This window comes from Agrobacterium sp. SOY23 (genome assembly GCF_027212525.1).
GTDB classification, from domain to species: domain Bacteria; phylum Pseudomonadota; class Alphaproteobacteria; order Rhizobiales; family Rhizobiaceae; genus Agrobacterium; species Agrobacterium tumefaciens_I.
Genome location: NZ_JAPWDT010000009.1, coordinates 121,343 through 141,886, shown reverse-complemented (window position 1 = coordinate 141,886; position 20,544 = coordinate 121,343). Strand labels below are relative to the sequence as shown.

The window sequence follows — 20,544 nt, the reverse complement described above, 5'->3', positions numbered from 1 at the left end:
CGCCGGATCGTCCGAAAACCGCCTACACTCTTGGCCGACGCTCTACCTGCGGCGACCCGTCCCATCAAGCGCATAGAGCATATAAACCCCGCCAAGACCCACGATCGCTCCCAATATGGAGGTTCCGGAATAGCTGGAAACCAGGGTCCCAACGGCAAAAATCAGCGCACCGAGACCGGCGCCAAGGAAGATATTGACCGCGATCAGCGAGCTTCCGAGCCCCGGCCGGTCGGCGATCAATTCCTGCAGATAGGTGATGGGAATGCTGATGATGGCGGCGGCACCGAGAGCGCTGATAACGGTCTGCGCATAGATGTGCCAGGGCGCGGAAGCGAGCCCCTGCAGGATGAGATAGATGGCGTAAAGCACCGCGCCCGCCGCCAGCGTCAGCGTTTGCGGCACCTTCTTTTCAATCCAGCCCCACAGGAGAATGAAAACGATTTCCAGCGCGGCGACGATACCCGCGACGATACCGATATCCGCGACTGTACCCTTCGCCTGCCCGGTTATGATGAGCGAGCGAATGGAATCATTCAGATGCAGCATGGAGCAGATCAGGGCGATGGCAATGATCCGCAAAAGCACCCGCCGCGATCCGATTTCCGCAAGGGAAGCCATGAGGCCGAAGCGCGCTTCGTTATTAACGACCGCCGGCGTGGCGGCGCGCGGCAGGCAGAAAGCGACCAGCAGGAAACAGATAAGCGCGCAGATGCCCGAAAACAGGAATGCCAGAAGCATATTGCCGGAATTCACCAGAAAAATGCCGACGATGCCGGGCACCAACACCCAGGACAGCGAGATAGTGGCCCGCATGATCGAATTTACGGCAATCATGTCGCCGGTCGAAAGATTGCGGGCATCGGCACGCACATGCGCGAAGATCAGCGAGTTCATCGCCCCGAAAATCGGCAGCAGAATAAGCTTGGCACTGACGAAAGCCGTGGCGTTGCCGACCAGATAAACCAGCAGATAGCCGCTGACGCCGAAGAGCGCGATGAGCAGCATCGGCTTGCGATATTCGCCCAGTCGGTCGGCAACGATGCCCATGAGCACGCTGGCGCTGACATTGATGACGGCGGCAAACAGCATCAGCAGCGAATAGACGCTGTTGCTCAGCCCGATTTCACGAATGCCGATGACCGCCTGATAGGGTGCGGTCGCCGCATTCGAAAAGCCGAAAAACAGGATGGCGAGCGCCCCGATGCGGATCGACGGATTGTTGATGACGATGGAAAGAGCCGACGGCATGGATATTCGCCTGAGATGATCCGGCAAGGCCGGATCGCTGGGTAAAAGCTACCGAACCGCTGTCATCGCCAGCGGGCCGAAAGGATGGGTTCGGGTGTATAGTCGAAATCCGGCTTCCATGGATAAAAATCGCCAGACCGGCGGTGATTGGGAAGGTTTTCGATATCCTGATTGATAACCCCTTCCGTCAACGCCATGAGATTGGGATTGGCGATCGGCGCAAGTTCCGGCGAAAGATAACCTGACTTGACGACCAGCAGCCTGACTTCCTTAGGATCGAAGCCCAGACGGGTGAAATCCGAAATCATGTGATAGGGCCTGCGCCGCGCCGCCAGAATGATCGTGATGCCACCGATGACAACCACCGCCTGCCGCTGATCGGCAGCGCCGGGATCGTCCAGTTTCAGAACCTGAGCTTCGGCGGTGACGGACGGGCTTTGCGGATCGAGACTGCCGCCGATCTTCAGAGAAAGGCGCGCGCCCTCACCTGCCGCAAAACAGGCTTCGACAGCCGGCCGGTCGGTGATGCCGCCCAGAAGAGCGCCCTGCCAGTTACGCTCAAGCAGCGCCGAAAGAACATCAGCGCGGTCACCCACCCCGCCGCCGGTCGGGTTATCGCCGGAGTCGGCAAGGATGATGGGTCGGGTGGTTGTCTTTTCCACAATATCCATGATGGCGTCGAGCGGCTCCGTCACAGGCCCGAAACGAAAATCCTGCCGGGCGTTCCAGTAGGATTGTGCGATCTCTGTGGCGACGGCCTTTGCTGCCGCTTTGTCGGTTCCCGTCACCACCGCACAGGCCGTCGCCCGGGGTTCATCGGCCCAGACGTAACCGATCATGAAATTCGCATCCCATATGCCGGGCCGCGCATCGTGATCCGGCAGAACTGCATAGAGGCTTTTGGTGGGCTCGTCTTCCGTAGAGGTCTTTTCACCCGGCAGCAGAACGGGGATCTTCGCCCAGGCCACACCGGGCTTTTCTCCCGTCTTAAGGGCCTTCAACAGCATCGCCCACGCCCGCACCATTGTCTCACGCACATCGATATGCGGTGCAGTTCGGTAGCCGGCAAATATATCCAGCTGATCGATGATGGTCTGGCTGACATTGCCGTGCAGGTCGTAGCTCGCAGAGACCACGACATCCGGCCCGACCACGGCGCGGGCACTGGAAATCCAGTCACCTTCCGCATCATCCATGCCGTCGACATTCATCGCACCATGCATGGCGAGATAAAGCCCGTCCAGCGGCAACGAGGCCTTCAGGCGATCGAGGAATTCCTGCTTGAATGCGTCATAGGCCGCACGCGACACCGGGCCGCCCGGCACGGCGCGGGCGTGCAACAGCGGCAATACTTTCGCTCCGCCTTCGCCGAGAAAATTGAAATACTCGGCTTCCAGCAGTTCCGCGTCGCGAAAGACGCGAAAATCCTCCTGCCCCATCAGAACAGGAGAATAGGTGCTGCATTCGGTATGGATTCCACCTACGGCAATACGCATCTCGCCTTCCCCTCAATAAACCGGGTTCAAGGGGACGATGACGGAAAAACGCAGCCAGTCCTTCTGCGCTTTTGGCGTCCATGCCGCTTCGGCAATGGCCGGCAGCCTTGGGAAAACCAGATGGTTGAAATAGGCGCGGTTGAGGAAATGTTCAGACCAGATGCAGGCCTGCACGCCCTTCATCCGCTCCTTCAATTCTTCTGGAAAGTCACCGACAGCTTCATAAGCATAGGTGTGCGACGGCGGAACCGTGCCGGCCCAGCTTGCGCCGGGCTCCTGCCAGGCTTCGTCCTGCACCATGTCGAGATAATAAGCCTGACCCGGCGTCATCACCACATCATAACCCTGCCTTGCAAGCTCAAGTCCGACTTCCGGCTTCTGCCATGCCATCAGCAATGTTCCGGCTGGATCAACGCCGCCGCCATGTGAAACCTCGTCCCAGCCCGCAAGCTGGCGTCCGCGCTCATGCAGCATCCCCTGAATGCGTTTCATGAAATAGGACTGGATGCCGAAGGTGCCGTCCAGCCCCTCTTTCTCCATCAGCGACTTGGCGAGCGGCGAAGCGAGCCACGAGCCATCCGCAACCTCGTCGCCGCCGATATGGATCAGCCGCGACGGGAACAGCTCCACCATCTCGTCGAATATCTTGCCGAGAAATTCATAGGTCGGCTCGATCGCCGGGTTGAGCGCGTTATTGGGATACCCCTGCACCGAGCGATAGCTGTCCGGCGCCTCCTGCCCGTCCGTCAGTTCCGGATAGGCAACAAGAGCCGCCGTGCTATGACCGGGAATATCCACCTCCGGCACGATTTCGACATTCAACGCCGCCGCATGCGCCACGACCAGACGCACATCATCCTGCGTGTAATAGCCGGAAACCGGTTCCGCCCCATTGCCGAGCTGCGGCAGAAGCGGCGCATCCGGACCACGCGTCGCGCCGACGGTGGTCAGCAGCGGATAGGCCTTGATTTCCAGACGCCAGGCTTCGTCATCCGTCAGGTGCCAATGGAAGCGGTTCATGCGCAGCCATGCGAGAATATCGATCAGCCGCAGCACATCATCAGTCGGATAAAATTGCCGCGAAACATCCAGATGGCAACCGCGCCAGCTATAACGCGGCGCATCGCTGATGGTGCCGGAGGCCGGGAAACGGAACTTCGGATCGATACGCGCGCCATGCAGCAGCTGCGCCAGAACCGTCAGGCCATATTGCAGGCCGGCAGCGGCCGAATATTCCACGGTAACGGCTTCGTTGGAGAAAGTGATGCGATACCCTTCCGCTTCGAGCCCGCTATGCTGCTTGAAATGCAGCGGTTTTCCCTCATGAACCGGTGCAAGGCTGAAAGGCACATGCCCGACGGCAAAGAGCCTGCGGAACAGCGACAGCACGGTTTCCACCGCAAGCACTTCTTCCGCCCTGGCGTCTTCCATCGGGAAAAGCACGACGGGAAAGCCCTTCCCCGGCTCGGCATCGATTTCGGCCGGCCAGGGCTGAATGGCGAAGGGCAGATCGAGCTTGCCTTCGGGAAGCAGCACCGGCGCCGGCTCGCTGTGGCGCCCATCCAGCATCAGGTCACCCACATCCACGGCACGATGTGTGCCATCGGCAAGGCTGACATAGGCGGATTTTGCGCCGTCCGTGCGATGCCGGGCCGGTCTCAGCAGACCATCGACGGTGAAGCGCCAGGATTTTCCCGGTTCCAGCACGAAACCGGATGGGGGTGCAAATTCATGGAAATTGGCGTTGCGGCGCAGATAGATGGCGTTGCCGCACACTGGCCTGTCCACCGTCCGCGTCAGCGACGTATAGACGATGCGAAAATCCTTCAACGGTTCGCGGGATAGATTGACCAGCGTGAAGGTGAAGCCGCCGGATGCGGAGTCTGCGAGCGGATGCCATGAATTTTCAAGACGATACTGTGCGAGCGCCATGATGCTCCCCTTTATTGCGCATTGAACCCGTCAGAGGGTTTCAGTCAGTAATGTTCGGATTGTGAAAAAGTCCGGGCCAGCGGCGCCTGCCCCGCCGTCAGCCCACAATCAACCGGCAGGCACACGCCGCTGATGGCGGCGGCCTGCGGGCCGGCCAGAAAGGCAACCGCGTTGGCCACATCCTCGGGTCTGACGATGCGCTGCAGCGGATACCAGTGCTTGGCTTCCTCGAAGACCTGGGGATTGGTGGCGGCACGCGCCTCCCATGCCTGCGTGCGCACGGTGCCCGGCGCGACCGCGTTGGCGCGGATGCCGAATTTGCCGTATTCGACGGCGATCAGCCTGGTCAGATGGATCAGCCCGGCCTTTGCCGCGCTATAGGCCGGATGGCCGAACACCGCCATGCCATTAACGGAGGTGATATTGACCACGGAGCCCTGGGTGCGCTTCAACGCCTCCTCGAAAGCCCTGAAGCAGAGAAACGGCGCTTCCAGATTAAGCGCATTGTCCTTGCGCCATATCTCAGCGGTCGTGTCGTGCAGGCAGACAGCCCGTGCCGCACCGGCATTATTGACGAGGGTGGCAACTTCGCCCAGCTCCGCGACCTCGGCGGCCAGCCGCGCAAGATCCTGCGGATCGGTAACATCACAGGTTTTAGCAACGAAGCCCGAACCGGAAAGCCTGGAAAGCGCATCTGACAGGGCGTCGGCATCGATATCGACCAACACCACCTTCGCATGGCTTTCAGAAAGTGCCGCAGCAATCGCCCGGCCAATATCCCCTGCCGCACCGGTTACGATGGCGAGCTGGTCTTTCCTGTCCTTCATCACCTTTACAACTCCCTTGAAGCTTTCCGACCCACCGCAGGGGTCTCAGGCAAAACTGCCTGTATTGTTTCCTCGCCCTCAGTCACCGAGCAATTGCTTATCATCCGGATCGCGATGCTCCACGAGCTGCTGTTTGATGTGGCGCAACGTCACCATCGATCTCTGCCGCTGGTGGTAGGCGGCAAGCGTCGCCAGTATGTCGACCGCGGCCAGATAGGCGTAACGGGACGAAGTCGGCCGGAAGATATTGTTCCCTTCGGGCACATTAACGGCCACCACCATGTCAGCTGCGGCAGCAACCGGCGTATCGCTCTGGGTAAGCGCGATGGTAGTGACCCCCATTTCCCGCGCCAGCCTGAAACACTTCACCAGTTCCATGTTGCGGCCGGAAAAGGACGAACCGATAATCACGTCTTCCCTGCGCGCCGCAGCCGTCATCATCAGCTGCATGCTGTGATCGGCACTGGTCGAAACGCGCAAACCCAGCCGGAAGAGCCGGTTCTGGATTTCCGAAGCGATCATCGAGGAGTTGCCACCCGCGCCGAAAGCATAGATCATGCCGCTATTGGCAATCCTGACTGCCGCTTCATCGGCGATCGCGGGATCGAGCGTCTTGTGCAGCAGGAACAGCGCTTCCTGCGCCTTGGCCAAAACCTCTTCCGCAACATCCGAAGGGCCGGTGCTGGAAGGTTCGGAGGTGAGATACCGCACACCCACATAGGCCGTCTTGGCAAGGCTGACCTTGAAATCCGAAAAGCTCTGGCAACCGAGACGACGGCAGAACCGTGTCACCGTCGGCGGCGAGACTTCGGCGCGGGCCGCAAGCTCGATGATCGACGCATTGACGGCGAATTCGAAGTCCGAAACCAGAACATCGGCGATCCGCCGTTCCGATTGCGAGAACTGCCCCTTGTCTTCCTGTATCCTTGCGAAAATATCCATGCTCACCGGTCTCCGTTCCGCCAAAACTTAAAGCCTGGCCCCGTTGCCGATGCACCCTAATAAAGCGCGCCCGTCAACCGCATAGACCCATGAATCGACCATGTTTCGTCCCCTTGACGACACGACGGACACCTTTGATTTGAAAATTATTTTCTCTGTTGATTGAGAGATGAGCATATGCCAACAATATTCACCAGAAAAATCTCCAAATCTTGAAAATAATTTCAACAACGGACCCAAGCCATGCGCGATCCCTTCAAAAACCCCTTTCCCGAAACCGACACCGCCCGCCATTCCATCTGGGAGATGCTGGTGACGCGCGATATCGACGCTTTCCTTGCGGCCGACTGGTCGAAGGTCGCGGATGATTTCGTTGAGGACGGTTTCCTCGGCATCAACGCCAACCGTGATGCGAACCCGGACAATTGGCGCCTGTCCTTCCCCTCGCTTGAGGCCTATCGTGACGAGTGGCTGCGGCAGGCGAAGGATTTCCAGACCCAGCAATTCGCGGAAGACCCGCGCCATGCGATTTTCACCACCACCACGCTGGAAGAGATCGAAGTGGAAGGCGAAACCGCGCTGGTGCGCAAGAAGTTCGACGGCGGGCTCCGCAAGGCCGATGGCAGCTTCGACGTCATGAAGTGGCAGACGCTCTATTATTGCCGGCTGCATCAGGGCCGCTGGAAGATCAGCGGCTTTACCGGCTACATGCCCAACCCGATGCCGTGATCCAGCGGGCATGCACGACACCCTTGAACGCCGGGCCGAAAGCCCGGCGTTGTTTTTTCTCCTCGCGGCGACGGACGAAAAACGCCGAAAACGGATCTCATCAGGAAAAGCCGGGCATGGAAAGACAGAATACATAGCCCGGCTCCTGCCCCTTATTGGATCAGCTTGAGGACTGACAGGTCGACGCGACGCTCCAGCGCGATGCCGCTTTCATCGAACAGATGGCAATCCGATGCCTTGATGCCGGTAACGATCGGCTCATCCACGACAACGGGTGCGGAGCCGGGAAGCAGAGCACAATAATTCTCACCCGTGGGCGCAACGCCATAAGCGATGGTATTCACCCCAAGCCGCTCGATCACGCTCGGCGCGACCTTGATGTTGAGATCGGCCGCTTCGAGACCGGTATGTTCCGGACGAATGCCGAGTGTCAGTTGCTTACCCTCGAGACCGGCACGGGGCTCCACCGGCACGGTGATCGTCTGTCCTTCATAGGCCACCGTCACGCCCTCGGCGCTGACCGATTTGCAGGTGACCTTCAGGAAATTCATTTTCGGATTGCCGATGAAGCCCGCCACGAACAGGTTCGCCGGCTTGTGATAAAGCTCGAGCGGCGCACCGACCTGGGCGATTTCGCCGGCATTCAGCACCACGATACGGTCAGCCATGGTCATGGCTTCCACCTGGTCGTGGGTGACATAGATCATCGTCGCCTTCAGCGTCCGGTGAAGATTGGTCAGTTCGATGCGCATATCGGCGCGAAGGGCGGCATCCAGGTTGGAAAGCGGCTCATCGAACAGGAATATCTTCGGCTCGCGAACGATCGCACGGCCGATCGCCACGCGCTGGCGCTGGCCGCCGGACAAATTGCCGGGGCGCTGCTGCAGGCGCTGGTCGAGCTGGAGGATTTTCGCGACACCCTCGACCTTCTGTTTGATTTTCTCCTCCTCCATCTTCTCGACACGGAGGGGAAAAGCGATGTTTTCAAAAACCGTCATATGCGGATAAAGCGCATAGGACTGGAACACCATGGCAATGCCGCGTTTGACCGGCGGTAATTCATTGACCTTCACGCCGTTAATGACGACGTCGCCGGCGGAAATCTCCTCAAGGCCGGCAATCATGCGCAGCAATGTGGATTTACCGCATCCCGAAGGGCCGACAAAAACGACGAACTCGCCATCCTTGATGTCGAGCTGAACGCCCTTGATGACTTCGAAATGTCCATAGTTCTTGCGGACGTTGTTGAGATAAAGCTGACCCAAGACTTGCCTCTCCCGTCAGCGGCCGACATCAGGCCACGTTCAGAGATGTTCCGAAACAGGGACAAAACCGCGCCGGATCGGAACCGTTGAAAAACACGGGGACGGAGCGCCAGAAAGGGGCGCAGGCATTCCCGCGGCGAAATTGAGAGGATGCGGGCGGCCTTACGCCCGCATCCGTGTTCATGAGGAATTATTTGTACTGCTCGAGAGCGGCGGAAGCCTTCTTCGCGGCGTCTTCCGGTGTTGCCTTGCCGGTGACGACGGACTGTACCATCTCGATCATCGTGTCCTGGAAGCCCTTGTAGTCGGTGAAGAGCGGCTCAGGACCACCATAGGCGATACCGTCGATCAGCGGCTTCCAGAAGGGATCCTTGGCGACAAATTCATCGACCTTGGCCGACGGACGCAGCGGGGTGAGGCCAGCGCCGCCCTGCAGCTCATATTCGCCCTGCGGGCCGGGCGAGGTGATGAATTTGGCGAATTCGGTCGCCTTTTCTTCCACACCGGTTCCCTTGAAGATCGCAAGGCTGTCGGTGATGAGCAGCGTGCCGGGACCCTTGGCTTCAGGGCCGAGCGGCAGGGTTGCGATGCCCCAGTTGATCTTGGTTTCCTGCAGACGGGTTGCAGCACCCGAGCCCGCCTGGATCATGCCGACCTTGCCATCAAGGAAGATCGCGCGGATTTCGTTCTGCTCGTAGGCGGTCGGGCCTTCGACGGAATAGGGCGTGATGTCCTTGTAGGCCTTCAGCGCTGCAACAACCTGCGGGCTGTCGACGGTGATCTTGTCGCCGTCAATTACCTTGCCATTATTGGTGTAAACCCAATGCATGAACTGGTGCATGGTATTGTCGAAGGTCTTGGCGGGCAGGCCGTAACCGGCAATGCCGGTCTTTTCCTTGATCTGCTTGGCAAAGGCGATTTCTTCAGCCCAGGTCTTCGGCGGCACTTCCGGATCGAGGCCGGCCTTCTTGAACAGGTCCTTGTTCCAGTAAAGCGCCTTGGTCGAGAAAGCGACCGGCACGCCCCATTGTGTGTCCTCGAAAGTGACCGTGTCGACGATGTTGGGATAATAGCTCTTCTTTTCGTCTTCGGTCATCGGCACCGGAACGATCAGATCATTCTGCGCGAACTGCTTCAGCGTGCGCGAACCGACATAGGCCATGGCGACCGGTGTGCCGGCAGCGGCGAGCGTCGTGGCCTTGTCCTGGCACTGCTCCCAGCCGACGACCTCAGGCACAACCTTGAAGCCAGCGTTCTTGCCTTCCCATTCCTTGATGTATTTTTCATGGATGGGGTCCATCTTGTCGCCGCAATAGATCCAGCTGATCTCCTTGTCGGCGGCATGTGCCGCCACCGTGCCAAGGGCGGTGGAACCGGCAAATGCGAAAGCGCAGAGCGCCAATCCGTAATGTTTCAGTGCCATAGTTAGTCTCCCGTTTTGGTAGTCGTTCCGGTTATTGCTTATTTCACCGCGCCGGCGGTCAGCCCGCCGACGAGATATCGTTGCATCAGGAAGATCGCGATCATCGCCGGCGCGATGCCCACGAAGCTCGCCGCCATCAGCTCGTTCCAGACGACTTCCTGCCGACCGAAATAGGCAAACAGCCCGACCGGCAGCGGCATGTATTCCGTCTTGGAATTGAAGGTCAGCGCGTAGATGAATTGCTGCGCATAGGCCTCGATGAAGGAGGAGATCGCGACAACGGCGATGCCCGGCGTTGCGATCGGCAAGACCACCCGGCGAAGCGTGTAGAGACGGCTCGCCCCATCCACATAGGCCGCTTCCTCTAGCTCGCGCGGGATACGACGCATATAGGTCACGAGAAGCAGGATGCCGGTGGGAATGATGAATGCGACACCGGGAATGATCATCGCGAAATAGCTGTTCAGCACGCCGATGGACCGCATCAGACGAAACAGCGGAATGAGCAGGACCGCGCCGGAGAACATCTTCACCGCCAGGAATACTCCCAGCAACAGGCCGGCTCCCTTGAACTCGAAGCGCGCGAAGGCGTAGGCGGCAGGGATGACGAGCACAAGCACGATCAGGGTGATCGAACCCGCGATGAAGAACGAATTGAAGATATAAAGCGCAAAACCCGGCACGCTCACCCACATCGTCCGGTAGGCCTCGAAGGAGCCATTCTCCGGCCAGAACCTGTAGGGGGACGAAAACAGCAGGCTGAGCGGCTTCAGCGACACCAGAAAACCTTCGACGAAGGGCGCCAGCACGAAGGTCAGGAACACGGCGATACCGCAATAGATTCCGACCATTTCATACCAGGTGTAGCGGTTGATCCTCGCATGTCTGTCGGTCATCGGCTGGCCTCCTGCGAGATACGGCGGGTAATGCGGAAATAGAAGAAGGTGAAGATCGACAGGAAGATGCAGATGAGCACTGCGCGCGCGGCACCTTCACCATATTTGTAAGCGCCGATCGCCGTCTTGTAGGTGTCGATGATCATCGTTGTGGTTTCGCCGTTCGGACCGCCACGCGTGAGGATCCAGATGATATCGAAGGAATTGAACGTCGAAATCAGCGACAGGACCGACATGGTGATCATGGCCGGCAGCATCAGCGGCAGCGTGATGCGGCGGAAGCGATAGGCACGGCTGGCGCCGTCCGTCCATGCCGCTTCGTAAAGGTCCTGCGGAATGGACTGGATCGCGGCCAGCAGATAAAGCGTCACCATCGGCACGCCAATCCACACATCGGTGACGATCGTCGCCCAGAAGGCCGTTCTGCCATAGGCAAGGAAAGCCACCGGACCATCCACCAGGCCGAGATTCTGCAGCACCCCGGAAATCATGCCGAACTGGCCATTATACATCCAGCCCCACATGAAGATGCCGATAGCCATCGGCACGATCCATGGCGGCATGGTCAGGATACGAAACACGGCACGGCCGGGCACGGCGGAATTCAGCAACACCGCACCAAACGTGCCGATGATCATCTTTATCGAGACGGAAAAGAACGTCCAGATAAAGGTCCGCGTGATGACATCGGCAAAAGTCGCGTTGAAGATCTTCTCGTAATTGATGAAACCAACCCAATTCGTCACTTTTTTAAGCGACGCATCGGTGAACGACAGGATGAAAGTATCGACGAGCGGATAGGCGACGATCAGTGTGATGTAGAGGAGCGCCGGCAGAAGAAGAAACCAGGCGAAAATGACTGCGCTGCGTTTTGCATCCATCGCGCAGTCCCCCTCAAGCCGTTTTCACGGCGGGGGATTTCGGCTGACCGTGCAGCGCCAGATCGTACTCCTCCCATACCGGTTTGAGATCGACCACCTTGCGGCCATGGCGCGCTTCATCCATGGCAAGCGCCAGAATGCCGGCCTCGATCGCGTCGAGCGCGGAAACCGGCAAGGGCGCGCCCTTGACGATATGGGCGATCACGTCCTCGGCCATCTGCTCATCCGCACCATAATGCTGCGAGAGCGTGGTCGCAGCCGAATAGGTCTTGGCGACTGTCTTCTCATTGGTGCGGGCATTGTGCACGTTCAGGAAACCGCGCACGAAATCCCCCTCCGCCATGCCCTTGGCGCCGATGACGCAGAAGCGGCGGAAATCGTCGGGAACGTTGAGATTGGTATGGAAGGCGAGCGAGGCGCCGTTTTCATATTCAACGATCGCCGTCTGGTAATCGATGATGTCGCCGTCGCTGTCGAAGACCTTGTCGGAGCCCATCCAGCCGCTCGGCTTGCGGTGATAGACCTCCATGTCGTTGATGCCATCATTCTGCGGCGCGTTTGCCGGCGTGAAGCTCTTGCGACCGCCGAAGCTCGATACGAAACGCGGACGCGCGCCGACCACACCATTATAGAGATCGAGATCGTGGCAGCATTTTTCCAGCATGAAGGAGCCGGAATAATTCTCATACCGCCGCCAGTCACGCATGAAGAATGCGCCATGATAGGGCGGGATATGTTCGGAAGCCTCGATGGAAACGACATCGCCCAGTTTGCCTTCCGCCTGCGCGGCGCGCAGATCGCGGTAAAGCGGCGAATAACGCAAAACCAGACCAACGAGCAGCCGCTCGTGACCATGCTTGTTGAGCAGCCGGGCGAGCTCGAGGCTTTCTTCGATGCTGACGACAATGGGTTTTTCCGAGAAGATGGTGCAGCCGGCCTCAAGGCCGATGCGGATATGCTCCAGATGCATGTGGTTCGGAGAGCCGATCATCAGGAGGTCGAATTTTTCGCCGGCGATCAGCGCTTCCGGACTATCATAGGCCTTGCCGGCCGAAATGCCTTTTTCCTGCAAACCCGGCAGACCAGCCGGATGAGGATCGACATAACCGACGATCTCGAAATCCTTGTCGATCTCGTGAAAAACGTAGCCCAGATAACCGAGACGGAATCCGAGTCCGATAATTCCCACCTTCATGAACTTTGTTCCCTGCTTATTCGTAAATAATTTTCGCAGAAGCAACCATTTCTACGTTGGTCATTCAGTTATCTGCGATAATTTCCAACCATGATGAAATTAGTTTTCACAACGGTCAAGCAAAATTCGATTTACTCTGGCAAGTCGCGGATAAGAAACCGATTCTTCCAGGCCAGTGGGACGCGCAACAGCTATTCACCGGCAACCGATGCCAAAACAATACCAAAAAAATGCCAATCGTCTAGAGCAATTACGGCGATGGGAAAATTTTTTTGGTTAATGCGGAAATTTCGATCACGAGGCCTTAATTTGAGGCATTAGAACGAAAAATGCTCCGATTAATCATACAAGTTCGCGAATGGTTCTATTTTGGTATTGCCGATCGCATCTTCTGTGGTATAGCCAGAAGCAGCCATATCGGATTGTGACAGAGGTTATGGATGAACGGGGCAGCGCTTAATCTGGAGGACCTGCAATCAGGCGGCGGCCCGCTTTACCTGAAATTGCGCCAGACGATCGAAGACGCCATCAATGGCGGCCGCCTGAAGCATGGTGACGCCCTGCCGCCGGAGCGCGATATTGCTGAAAGCGCCTGTGTCAGCCGCGTCACCGTGCGCAAGGCGGTGGATGATCTCGTTCGCGACGGCCTTCTCGTTCGCCGGCATGGTTCGGGCACCTTTGTCGTCAAGCCCATCACCCGCATGCAGCAGCCACTGACCAAGCTCACCTCCTTTACCGAGGACATGCGCCGGCGCGGCATGACAGCGAGCACACGCTGGCTGGACAGGGGCCTGTTCCACCCCACCGGCGATGAGATGATGGCACTCGGCCTTTCCCAATCCGCCATGGTGGCGCGGCTCACGCGCCTGCGTCTTGCCAATGACCAACCGATCGCACTGGAAGTCACCAGCCTGCCGGGCGATATTCTACCCGATCCGCAGCTCGTCGAAAACTCGCTTTATCTGGAGCTTGAGAAAAACGGTATCCGCCCCGTGCGCGCCATTCAGCGCATCTCGGCCCGCAATCTCACCGATGAGGAAACCCTGCTGCTTGGGGTTCCGCTCGGCTCGGCAGCGCTTTCCGTTCAGCGCATGGCCTATCTGGAAAGCGGGCGCCTCATGGAAATATCCCGCGCGCTTTACCGCAGTGATGCCTATGACCTCGTCGCCGAACTGACGATGGGTCCAGAGTGAAACATTGACCAAGGACACGAAACAATGACAACCCTGATGCGCCAGGAAATCGATGAGATTCCCGATGCTGTCGCCCGCCTGCTGGACAATGCCAAGACCGACTTCCTGGAGGCCGGCAGCAAGCTGAAGACCCGTGACCCTGCGGTCGTCGTCACCATTGCCCGCGGCTCCTCCGATCACGCCGCACATTTCCTGAAATATGCGATCGAATTGCAGACCGGTCTGCCGGTCGCCTCGCTCGGCCCCTCGCTCGCCTCCATCTACCAGACGAAACTGCGGCTTGAACGGGCAGCGGCCTTCGCCGTCTCGCAATCCGGCAAGAGCCCGGATATCGTCGCGCTCGCACAAAGTGCCCGCAAGGGCGGCGCGCTCACCTTCTCGCTCGTCAACACCCTGCCTTCTCCCCTGGGTGAGGCGGCCGATCATGCCATCAATATTCAGGCAGGACCGGAAAAAGCCGTGGCAGCAACCAAATCCTTCGTCAATTCCATCGTTGCGGGTCTGGCGATCCTTGCCGAATGGACCGAGGACAGCCTGCTTGCCAAGGCCGTCAGCGCCCTGCCGCAGAATTTCGCCAAGGCCATCGCGCTTGATTGGAGCCATATCGACGAGGCGGTGAAGGGCGAAGAATCGCTTTACATGCTGGGCCGCGGCCCTGCCCTTGCCATTGCCGCGGAAGCCGCGCTGAAATGCAAGGAAACCTGCGAGCTACATGCGGAAGCCTATTCCTCGGCGGAAGTCATGCACGGCCCGGTCTCGCTGGTCGCGCCGCAATTCCCCGTCATCGCCTTTGCCGCCCGCGACCGTGCCGAGACCTCCGTCACGGATATCGCCGCAGGTCTTGCCAATAAAGGTGCAAGCGTTTTCGTTACCTCCACAAAGGGCAGCCCGGCCAAGCCCCTGCCTTTCGTGGAGACCAACCACCCGCTGACCGACGCATTGCTGCTGATTGCACCGTTTTACAGCTTCATCGAACAATTGTCCCGAGCACGCGGCTTCAACCCGGATGCACCCGTGGCATTGAAGAAGGTAACGGAAACCCAATGAGCGGCATCAAGGCATTTGTCGGCGCCCGCATTTTCGACGGTGCCGTGTGGCACGATGACAAGGTGCTCCTGACCGGCGGCGGGCATGTCACCGCCATCTCGGACGGCGTGCCAGCCGAGGCCGAAACGATCGATGTGAAGGGACTGCTGATCGCGCCGGGCTTCATCGATCTTCAGGTCAATGGCGGCGGCGGGGTGATGTTCAACAACCAGCCCGATGTCGATGGCATTGCCCGCATCTGCTCGGCCCACGCCAGGTTCGGCACGACAGCGCTGATGGTCACGCTCATCACAGACCGGCCGGATGTGACGGCAGAAGCGGCGCAGGCGGGTATTGCCGCCGGCAAGAAGCAGGTGCCGGGCTTTCTGGGCCTGCATTTCGAAGGGCCGCATCTTTCCGTCGCACGCAAGGGCACACATGATCCGGCGCTGATCCGCAAGATGGAGACGGCCGATCTTGCCATTCTGACCGGCTGCAAGGCGGAGCTTGCCTTCGTGATGACGACCATTGCCCCTGAGAACGTGACCGAGGGGCAGGTCTCTGCCCTCAGAAAAGCCGGCATCACCGTCAGCCTCGGCCATACCGATACCGGCCTTGGTGTTGCGACGGCCTATGCCGAGGCCGGCGCTTCCATGGTGACACATCTTTTCAACGCCATGAGCCCACTCGGCCATCGCGAACCGGGTCTGGTGGGCGCAGCCCTCTCGAACGGCGGACTGGATTGCGGGCTGATCGCCGACGGTTTCCATGTCGATCCCGCTGCCATCGGCATTGCGCTACGCGCCAAGAATGGCCCCGGCCGGATTTTCCTCGTCACCGACGCCATGTCGACCATCGGCACGGATGATGATGGTTTCGAACTGAACGGCAGGCGCGTCTATCGCAATGGCGGGCGGCTGACGCTTGAAGACGGCACGCTGGCGGGGGCGGATATAGACATGCTCTCCTGCGTCCGCTTCATGCATGAGAAGCTGGATACGCCGCTGGAAGAAGCTTTGAGAATGGCATCCGCCTATCCTGCGCAGGCCATCGGCGCGTCGGATAAGGGAAAACTCCTGCCCGGTTTCGATGCCGATTTCGTTGTGCTGACACCCGATGTCCAGATGCATTCGACCTGGATTGGCGGGGAAAAAATCTACGATGCCGCGCATTCCGGAGTGTGAACCATGATCGTTTGTTTCGATATTGGCGGAACGACCATCAAGGGCGCGGTTGCCCATGCCCCGGACGATATTCGCCCCGTGCCGCGCATACCAACGCCGAAAACCAGTTTCGAAGACTTCGCCGCCGGCCTCAAATCCGTCATCGATGCGAGCGGCGGCACGCCCGGCTGCGTATCGTTGTCAATTGCCGGTGTCATCGATCCCGACACCGGCAAGGCTACCGTTGCCAATATTCCGAGCATCCATGGCCGGGTCCTGAAGGACGAGCTGGAAAAAGCCCTCAACCTTCCCGTCATCGTGTCGAACGACGCGGATTGTTTCGTGATCGCCGAATCGGAAATCGGCTCGGGTCAGGGCCACCGCGTGGTTTTTGGCGTCATCCTTGGAACGGGTGTCGGCGGCGGCCTGGTGATCGATGGCAAGCTCATCAACAGCCATGGCGGTTTCGCCGGCGAATGGGGCCATGGTCCGGTGGCCGCGACACTGGCCGGCAATCCGCCGGTCTCGCTGCCCCGCTTCGAATGCGGCTGTGGCCTCACCGGCTGCGTCGATGCCATCGGCAGCGCCCGCGGCATGGAAAAGCTGCACGCGCATCTTCACCGGCAGGAGATGACCAGCGAGGACATTATCGCCGCCTGGCAGGCAGGCGATGCAAAAGCCGCCAGAACCATCGATGTTCTCATCGATATTCTCGCCTCGCCGCTGGCGATGGTGATCAATGTCACCGGCGCGACCATCGTTCCGGTTGGCGGTGGCCTTTCGAACTCAAAGGAGCTTCTTGCCGCGTTGGATGAAGCGGTCAGGGCCCGCATTCTCAGACGTTTCGACCGCCCGCTGGTCGTGCCCGCGATCTGCCGCATCGAGCCCGGGCTGATCGGATCGGCCGTTATCGGACTGAAATATGCGCAGGAGATCGCCGGATAGTCCTGACCGGCCTCACAACGTTTCGATCTTTTCCCGCCGGAAACCGAGCCCAACCAGCCGGCCCGTCAGGTGGGAAAGAAGCGGAAACCGAATGATCGCCCGCACGAAGGCAGGCGGGCCTTTGGGTTTTTCCGATTTTTCCTCCTGCCCTTTCTTGCGACCGATGCGTATCATCCGCTGCAGAGACTGCGTGGCTTTTGTCGGGAAGGACCGCCGCTTTTCGATTGCGGCGAGGTCGTCGTCACGAATAGCCCGGCCGGACACCAGCACCGGCACCAGTATATTGGCGGCCGCAACCGCATCCTGAATGGCCAGATTGACGCCGACGCCGCCGACGGGCGACATGGCATGGGCCGCATCTCCGATGCAGACCAGGCCGGGTTTCCACCAGCGCTTCAGCCGGTCGATACGAACGGTCAGGAGATGCACATCGTCCCAGCTTTTGATCTCATCGAGCCTTTCGCGCGGGAAAGGGCAGATTTGCGCGACCCTGTCCCGGAAGGCTTCCAGCCCCTCAAGCTTTATGTCCGCGAAAAATCCCTTGCGCACCACATAACCGCACTGCCAGTAGTCACCCCGGTTGATCATTACGAAACCCTGGCGCGAACCGGCATGCCCCATGGTTTCGGTCGGATCCTCAGGTTGTTTCGAAAGGCGCAGCCAGAGCACCTCGGTCGGAATTCCAAAGCGCTGGATCTCGAGCCCCGCCGCCTCGCGGACGATGGAGTTGCGGCCATCCGCACCGACCACCAGTTCGGCGGCAATCTCGATGACGCCGTCAGAGGTTTCGACGGTGAAACCGCCCACCCTCCCGTCCTGTTCGAGGAGGCCGGTCACCGGAGCGTTCATCAGCAGCCGGAAATTTTCATACTGGCCTGCCTTGCCGACGATGAAATTGAGAAAATCCCATTGCGGCATGAAGGCGATGAAACGGTGCCGGACCGGCAGGCGGGAAAAATCCGCAATCGTAACACGCTCGCCACCGATAACCGCGTTCAGCCGCGGCGCACGCGTATGCGGAAGGCTCAGGAACTCGTCGATGAAACCGAGCTGCTCCATCAGTTCAAGTGTGGAAGGATGGATGGTATCGCCGCGAAAATCGCGCAGGAAATCCCCGTGTTTTTCGACGACAACCACATCGATACCGCTGCGGGCAAGCAGCAGGCCAAGCATCATGCCCGCCGGCCCACCACCGGCCACAGCAACGCAGGTGCGAATATGCTGAACAGCCTTGCCGTCCTTTTCATGCCCGGCTTTCGCGTCTTCCATCGCCTACCCCCATTCCGTCCCGTTAAAAGTCCCTATCTTATCTCCGTCGCCGGCAGGTTTGCATTTTTCGGCTGCGGCCAACCATGCGCATCGAAACGAAACAGCATTTCGGACCGGGCGAAGATAAAGGCGAAGGCCATGGCCGTCCACAGGCCGAGCAACAGCCCGGCGGCAACGTCGCTTGGATAATGCGCGCCAACGATGACGCGCGAAACACCGATGATAAGCGCGAACAGCAGGAACACCCAGCGAAAGCGCGGCATCAGCATGGCAAAAACGCCAAAAAATGCCCCGGCCGCGGTCGAATGACCCGAGGGAAAGCTCTCATAGAGATTATCGCCGGTAAAAGGCGTGAGGCTGTAGGCGCCCATTTCCAGCAGAAGCTCCGGCCTTGCCCGTCCGATCAGGAATTTCAGCGTATGGACAAGAATGCTCGCCGTTCCGATCGTCAGGAAAAAATAGGCGAGAAGCCGCCATGCCGTTCTCAAACGCCCGGCATAGGTTCGCGCCTGCAGGACCCGCGCGCCGACATAGGCAAGAATAGCGAGCGCGCCGGTGGAATAAAGCATCCAGCGGAACGTTCCGAAATCGGTAATGGCGCGGTTGAAGGAGACCACCCTGCCCGGCAGGGCCTGCGCGGTTTCGGAAAGGCGCGGGTCGAAAGGAATGAAGACCAGCACCAGCACAAGGCTTGCCGCAAAAATCCACCCGCTGGAAACCAGGAAACGTCGCATCATCGTCCTCTCATCGTTTTTCTTGCATATGGCTTTGCCCTCCCCAAAAACAATAGGTGGGCTTTGTCCTTGTTATGGCTGGTTTTCACGAGTAGAGGCTAATGCATGTCGCCCGAAGATGTGCAGCGGTTTCGGGAGAACGGCATGTGAACCGAAAACCACCGACGAGCTGAAGATGACGAATGCCAGTGAAATGCCACGCAAGCTGACCATATTGGGTTCGACGGGTTCGATCGGCACCAATACGCTGGACGTCGTGCGTCAGCTGGGCGGCCGCGACGGGTTCGAGATCATGGCTCTGACCGGTGCGGGAAACATCGCACTTCTGGCGGAACAGGCGCGGGAATTTGGCGCGCAACTCGCGGTCACTGCGGACGATGACAAATACGAAGCGCTGAAATCCGCCCTTGCCGGCACCGGCATCAAGGTTGCTGCGGGCAAATCCGGCCTCGAAGAGGCAGCCTCGATGGAAGCCGGATGGGTGATGGCGGCGATTGCGGGAACCCCCGGCCTCGCGCCCACACTGACGGCCGCCCGGCGCGGTGCCGATATTGCACTTGCCAACAAGGAATGTCTGGTTTCGGCAGGCGATGTTTTTCTGCGCACGATCAGGCAGGGTGGCGGCCGGCTGATCCCGGTCGACAGTGAACACAGCGCGATCTTCCAGTGCCTGACGGGCGAACACAAACAGGCCGTGGAACGCATCGTGCTGACGGCCTCCGGCGGGCCGTTCCGCACCTGGTCACGCGACGAAATGTCCAATGTCACGGCGGATATCGCCCGCGCCCATCCCAACTGGTCGATGGGGCTGAAGGTCTCGATCGGCAGCGCCTCGATGTTCAACAAGGGGCTGGAAATGATCGAGGCGAAATATCTCTTCGATCTCAGGCCCGACCAGGTGGAGGTGATCGTCCACCCGCAGTCGATCATCCATTCGATGGTGGGTTACACCGACGGCTCCTATATCGCCCAGCTCGGCTCCCCCGATATGCGCACCGCCATTTCTTATGCCCTCACCTATCCGCAACGCGGTAATCTGAATGTCGAGCGGCTGGATTTCGCAAAACTGGCACGGCTCGATTTCGAAGCGCCGGATGAAACCCGGTTCCCGGCGCTCCGGCTCGCGCGCATGGCGCTGGAGCGTGGCGGTTTGCAGGGTGCTGCCCTGAATGCCGCCGAGGAGACTGCCTTTCACGCCTTCGTTGCCGGCGGCATCGGTTTTCTCGATATGGCCGAGATCGTCGAAACGGTCATGGACCGCATGCATGACGGGCGCTCCGCCGAGACGATGGACGATGTTTTCACGGCGGACGAGGAAGCCCGAAGCCATGCGCTGGAACTCATCGCCACAAAAGAAAAGGCCGCGTAAACGCGGCCTGA

18 protein-coding genes are annotated in these 20,544 nt (G+C 59.4%); 6 read left to right on the top strand and 12 right to left on the bottom strand.

Going from position 1 to position 20,544, the window contains the following annotated elements; translation table 11 throughout:
- Positions 1-42 precede the first annotated feature (42 nt).
- From O3S81_RS23025 to O3S81_RS23005, 5 genes are all read right to left on the bottom strand, one after another.
- On the bottom strand, positions 43-1,248 hold the full coding sequence (locus O3S81_RS23025; protein WP_269347012.1) for an MFS transporter: 1,206 nt from the start codon (positions 1,246-1,248) through the stop codon (positions 43-45).
- Positions 1,249-1,310: 62 nt separating this feature from the next.
- Complete coding sequence (locus tag O3S81_RS23020; RefSeq protein ID WP_269347010.1) at positions 1,311-2,744, bottom strand: M81 family metallopeptidase; 1,434 nt, start codon at positions 2,742-2,744, stop codon at positions 1,311-1,313.
- 12 nt (positions 2,745-2,756) lie between these two features.
- On the bottom strand, positions 2,757-4,676 hold the full coding sequence (locus tag O3S81_RS23015) for a beta-N-acetylhexosaminidase (RefSeq protein ID WP_269347009.1): 1,920 nt from the start codon (positions 4,674-4,676) through the stop codon (positions 2,757-2,759).
- A 44-nt stretch (positions 4,677-4,720) separates the two neighbouring features.
- Positions 4,721-5,503: an SDR family oxidoreductase gene (locus O3S81_RS23010; RefSeq protein ID WP_269347008.1), complete on the bottom strand. Its 783-nt coding sequence runs from the start codon at positions 5,501-5,503 to the stop codon at positions 4,721-4,723.
- 78 nt (positions 5,504-5,581) lie between these two features.
- Positions 5,582-6,445 (bottom strand): MurR/RpiR family transcriptional regulator, encoded by an 864-nt coding sequence (locus O3S81_RS23005; protein WP_269347006.1) that lies wholly within the window; start codon positions 6,443-6,445, stop codon positions 5,582-5,584.
- Positions 6,446-6,688: 243 nt separating this feature from the next.
- On the opposite strand from O3S81_RS23005, the gene O3S81_RS23000 reads away from it, so the two are divergent.
- On the top strand, positions 6,689-7,174 hold the full coding sequence (locus O3S81_RS23000) for a hypothetical protein (protein WP_269347004.1): 486 nt from the start codon (positions 6,689-6,691) through the stop codon (positions 7,172-7,174).
- Between the two features lie 152 nt (positions 7,175-7,326).
- Here the strand turns inward: O3S81_RS23000 and O3S81_RS22995 are convergent, their stop codons facing one another.
- The 5 genes from O3S81_RS22995 to O3S81_RS22975 all read right to left on the bottom strand — a co-directional run bounded on the left by O3S81_RS22995 (position 7,327) and on the right by O3S81_RS22975 (position 12,834).
- Entirely contained in the window at positions 7,327-8,439 is a 1,113-nt protein-coding gene (locus tag O3S81_RS22995; protein WP_269347002.1) for an ABC transporter ATP-binding protein, read from the bottom strand.
- A 190-nt stretch (positions 8,440-8,629) separates the two neighbouring features.
- Positions 8,630-9,862, bottom strand: a complete 1,233-nt coding sequence (locus tag O3S81_RS22990; RefSeq protein ID WP_269347000.1) for an ABC transporter substrate-binding protein — start codon at positions 9,860-9,862, stop codon at positions 8,630-8,632.
- A gap of 38 nt (positions 9,863-9,900) precedes the next feature.
- Complete coding sequence (locus tag O3S81_RS22985) at positions 9,901-10,758, bottom strand: carbohydrate ABC transporter permease (protein ID WP_269346999.1); 858 nt, start codon at positions 10,756-10,758, stop codon at positions 9,901-9,903.
- Entirely contained in the window at positions 10,755-11,639 is an 885-nt protein-coding gene (locus tag O3S81_RS22980; protein WP_269346997.1) for a carbohydrate ABC transporter permease, read from the bottom strand. The genes O3S81_RS22985 and O3S81_RS22980 overlap by 4 nt, the downstream gene beginning before the upstream one ends.
- Before the next feature lie 13 nt (positions 11,640-11,652).
- The gene (locus tag O3S81_RS22975) at positions 11,653-12,834 is read right to left on the bottom strand and encodes a Gfo/Idh/MocA family protein (protein ID WP_269346996.1); all 1,182 of its coding nucleotides are present in this window, start codon (positions 12,832-12,834) and stop codon (positions 11,653-11,655) included.
- A 440-nt stretch (positions 12,835-13,274) separates the two neighbouring features.
- Between O3S81_RS22975 and O3S81_RS22970 the strand changes: the two genes are divergently transcribed.
- Genes O3S81_RS22970 through O3S81_RS22955 form a run of 4 tightly spaced genes read left to right on the top strand, consistent with a single transcriptional unit; the run spans position 13,275 to position 17,161 of the window.
- Positions 13,275-14,027, top strand: a complete 753-nt coding sequence (locus tag O3S81_RS22970) for a GntR family transcriptional regulator (RefSeq protein WP_269346994.1) — start codon at positions 13,275-13,277, stop codon at positions 14,025-14,027.
- A gap of 24 nt (positions 14,028-14,051) precedes the next feature.
- Positions 14,052-15,074, top strand: coding sequence for an SIS domain-containing protein (locus O3S81_RS22965; protein WP_269346992.1), 1,023 nt, complete (start codon positions 14,052-14,054; stop codon positions 15,072-15,074).
- Positions 15,071-16,237 carry an N-acetylglucosamine-6-phosphate deacetylase gene (gene nagA / locus O3S81_RS22960; protein ID WP_269346990.1) on the top strand — a complete coding sequence of 389 codons (1,167 nt, stop codon included), beginning with the start codon at positions 15,071-15,073 and terminating at the stop codon, positions 16,235-16,237. The genes O3S81_RS22965 and nagA overlap by 4 nt, the downstream gene beginning before the upstream one ends.
- 3 nt (positions 16,238-16,240) lie before the next feature.
- Complete coding sequence (locus O3S81_RS22955; RefSeq protein ID WP_269346988.1) at positions 16,241-17,161, top strand: ROK family protein; 921 nt, start codon at positions 16,241-16,243, stop codon at positions 17,159-17,161.
- 12 nt (positions 17,162-17,173) lie between these two features.
- Here the strand turns inward: O3S81_RS22955 and O3S81_RS22950 are convergent, their stop codons facing one another.
- Together O3S81_RS22950 and O3S81_RS22945 are read right to left on the bottom strand one after the other, a co-directional pair.
- Positions 17,174-18,430, bottom strand: a complete 1,257-nt coding sequence (locus O3S81_RS22950) for an FAD-dependent oxidoreductase (protein ID WP_269346986.1) — start codon at positions 18,428-18,430, stop codon at positions 17,174-17,176.
- Between the two features lie 32 nt (positions 18,431-18,462).
- The gene (locus O3S81_RS22945; RefSeq protein WP_269347078.1) at positions 18,463-19,164 is read right to left on the bottom strand and encodes a phosphatase PAP2 family protein; all 702 of its coding nucleotides are present in this window, start codon (positions 19,162-19,164) and stop codon (positions 18,463-18,465) included.
- Positions 19,165-19,339: 175 nt separating this feature from the next.
- Here O3S81_RS22945 and dxr point away from each other — a divergent pair, with 175 nt between their 5' ends.
- Positions 19,340-20,533, top strand: coding sequence for a 1-deoxy-D-xylulose-5-phosphate reductoisomerase (gene dxr / locus O3S81_RS22940; RefSeq protein WP_269346983.1), 1,194 nt, complete (start codon positions 19,340-19,342; stop codon positions 20,531-20,533).
- Positions 20,534-20,544 lie beyond the last annotated feature (11 nt).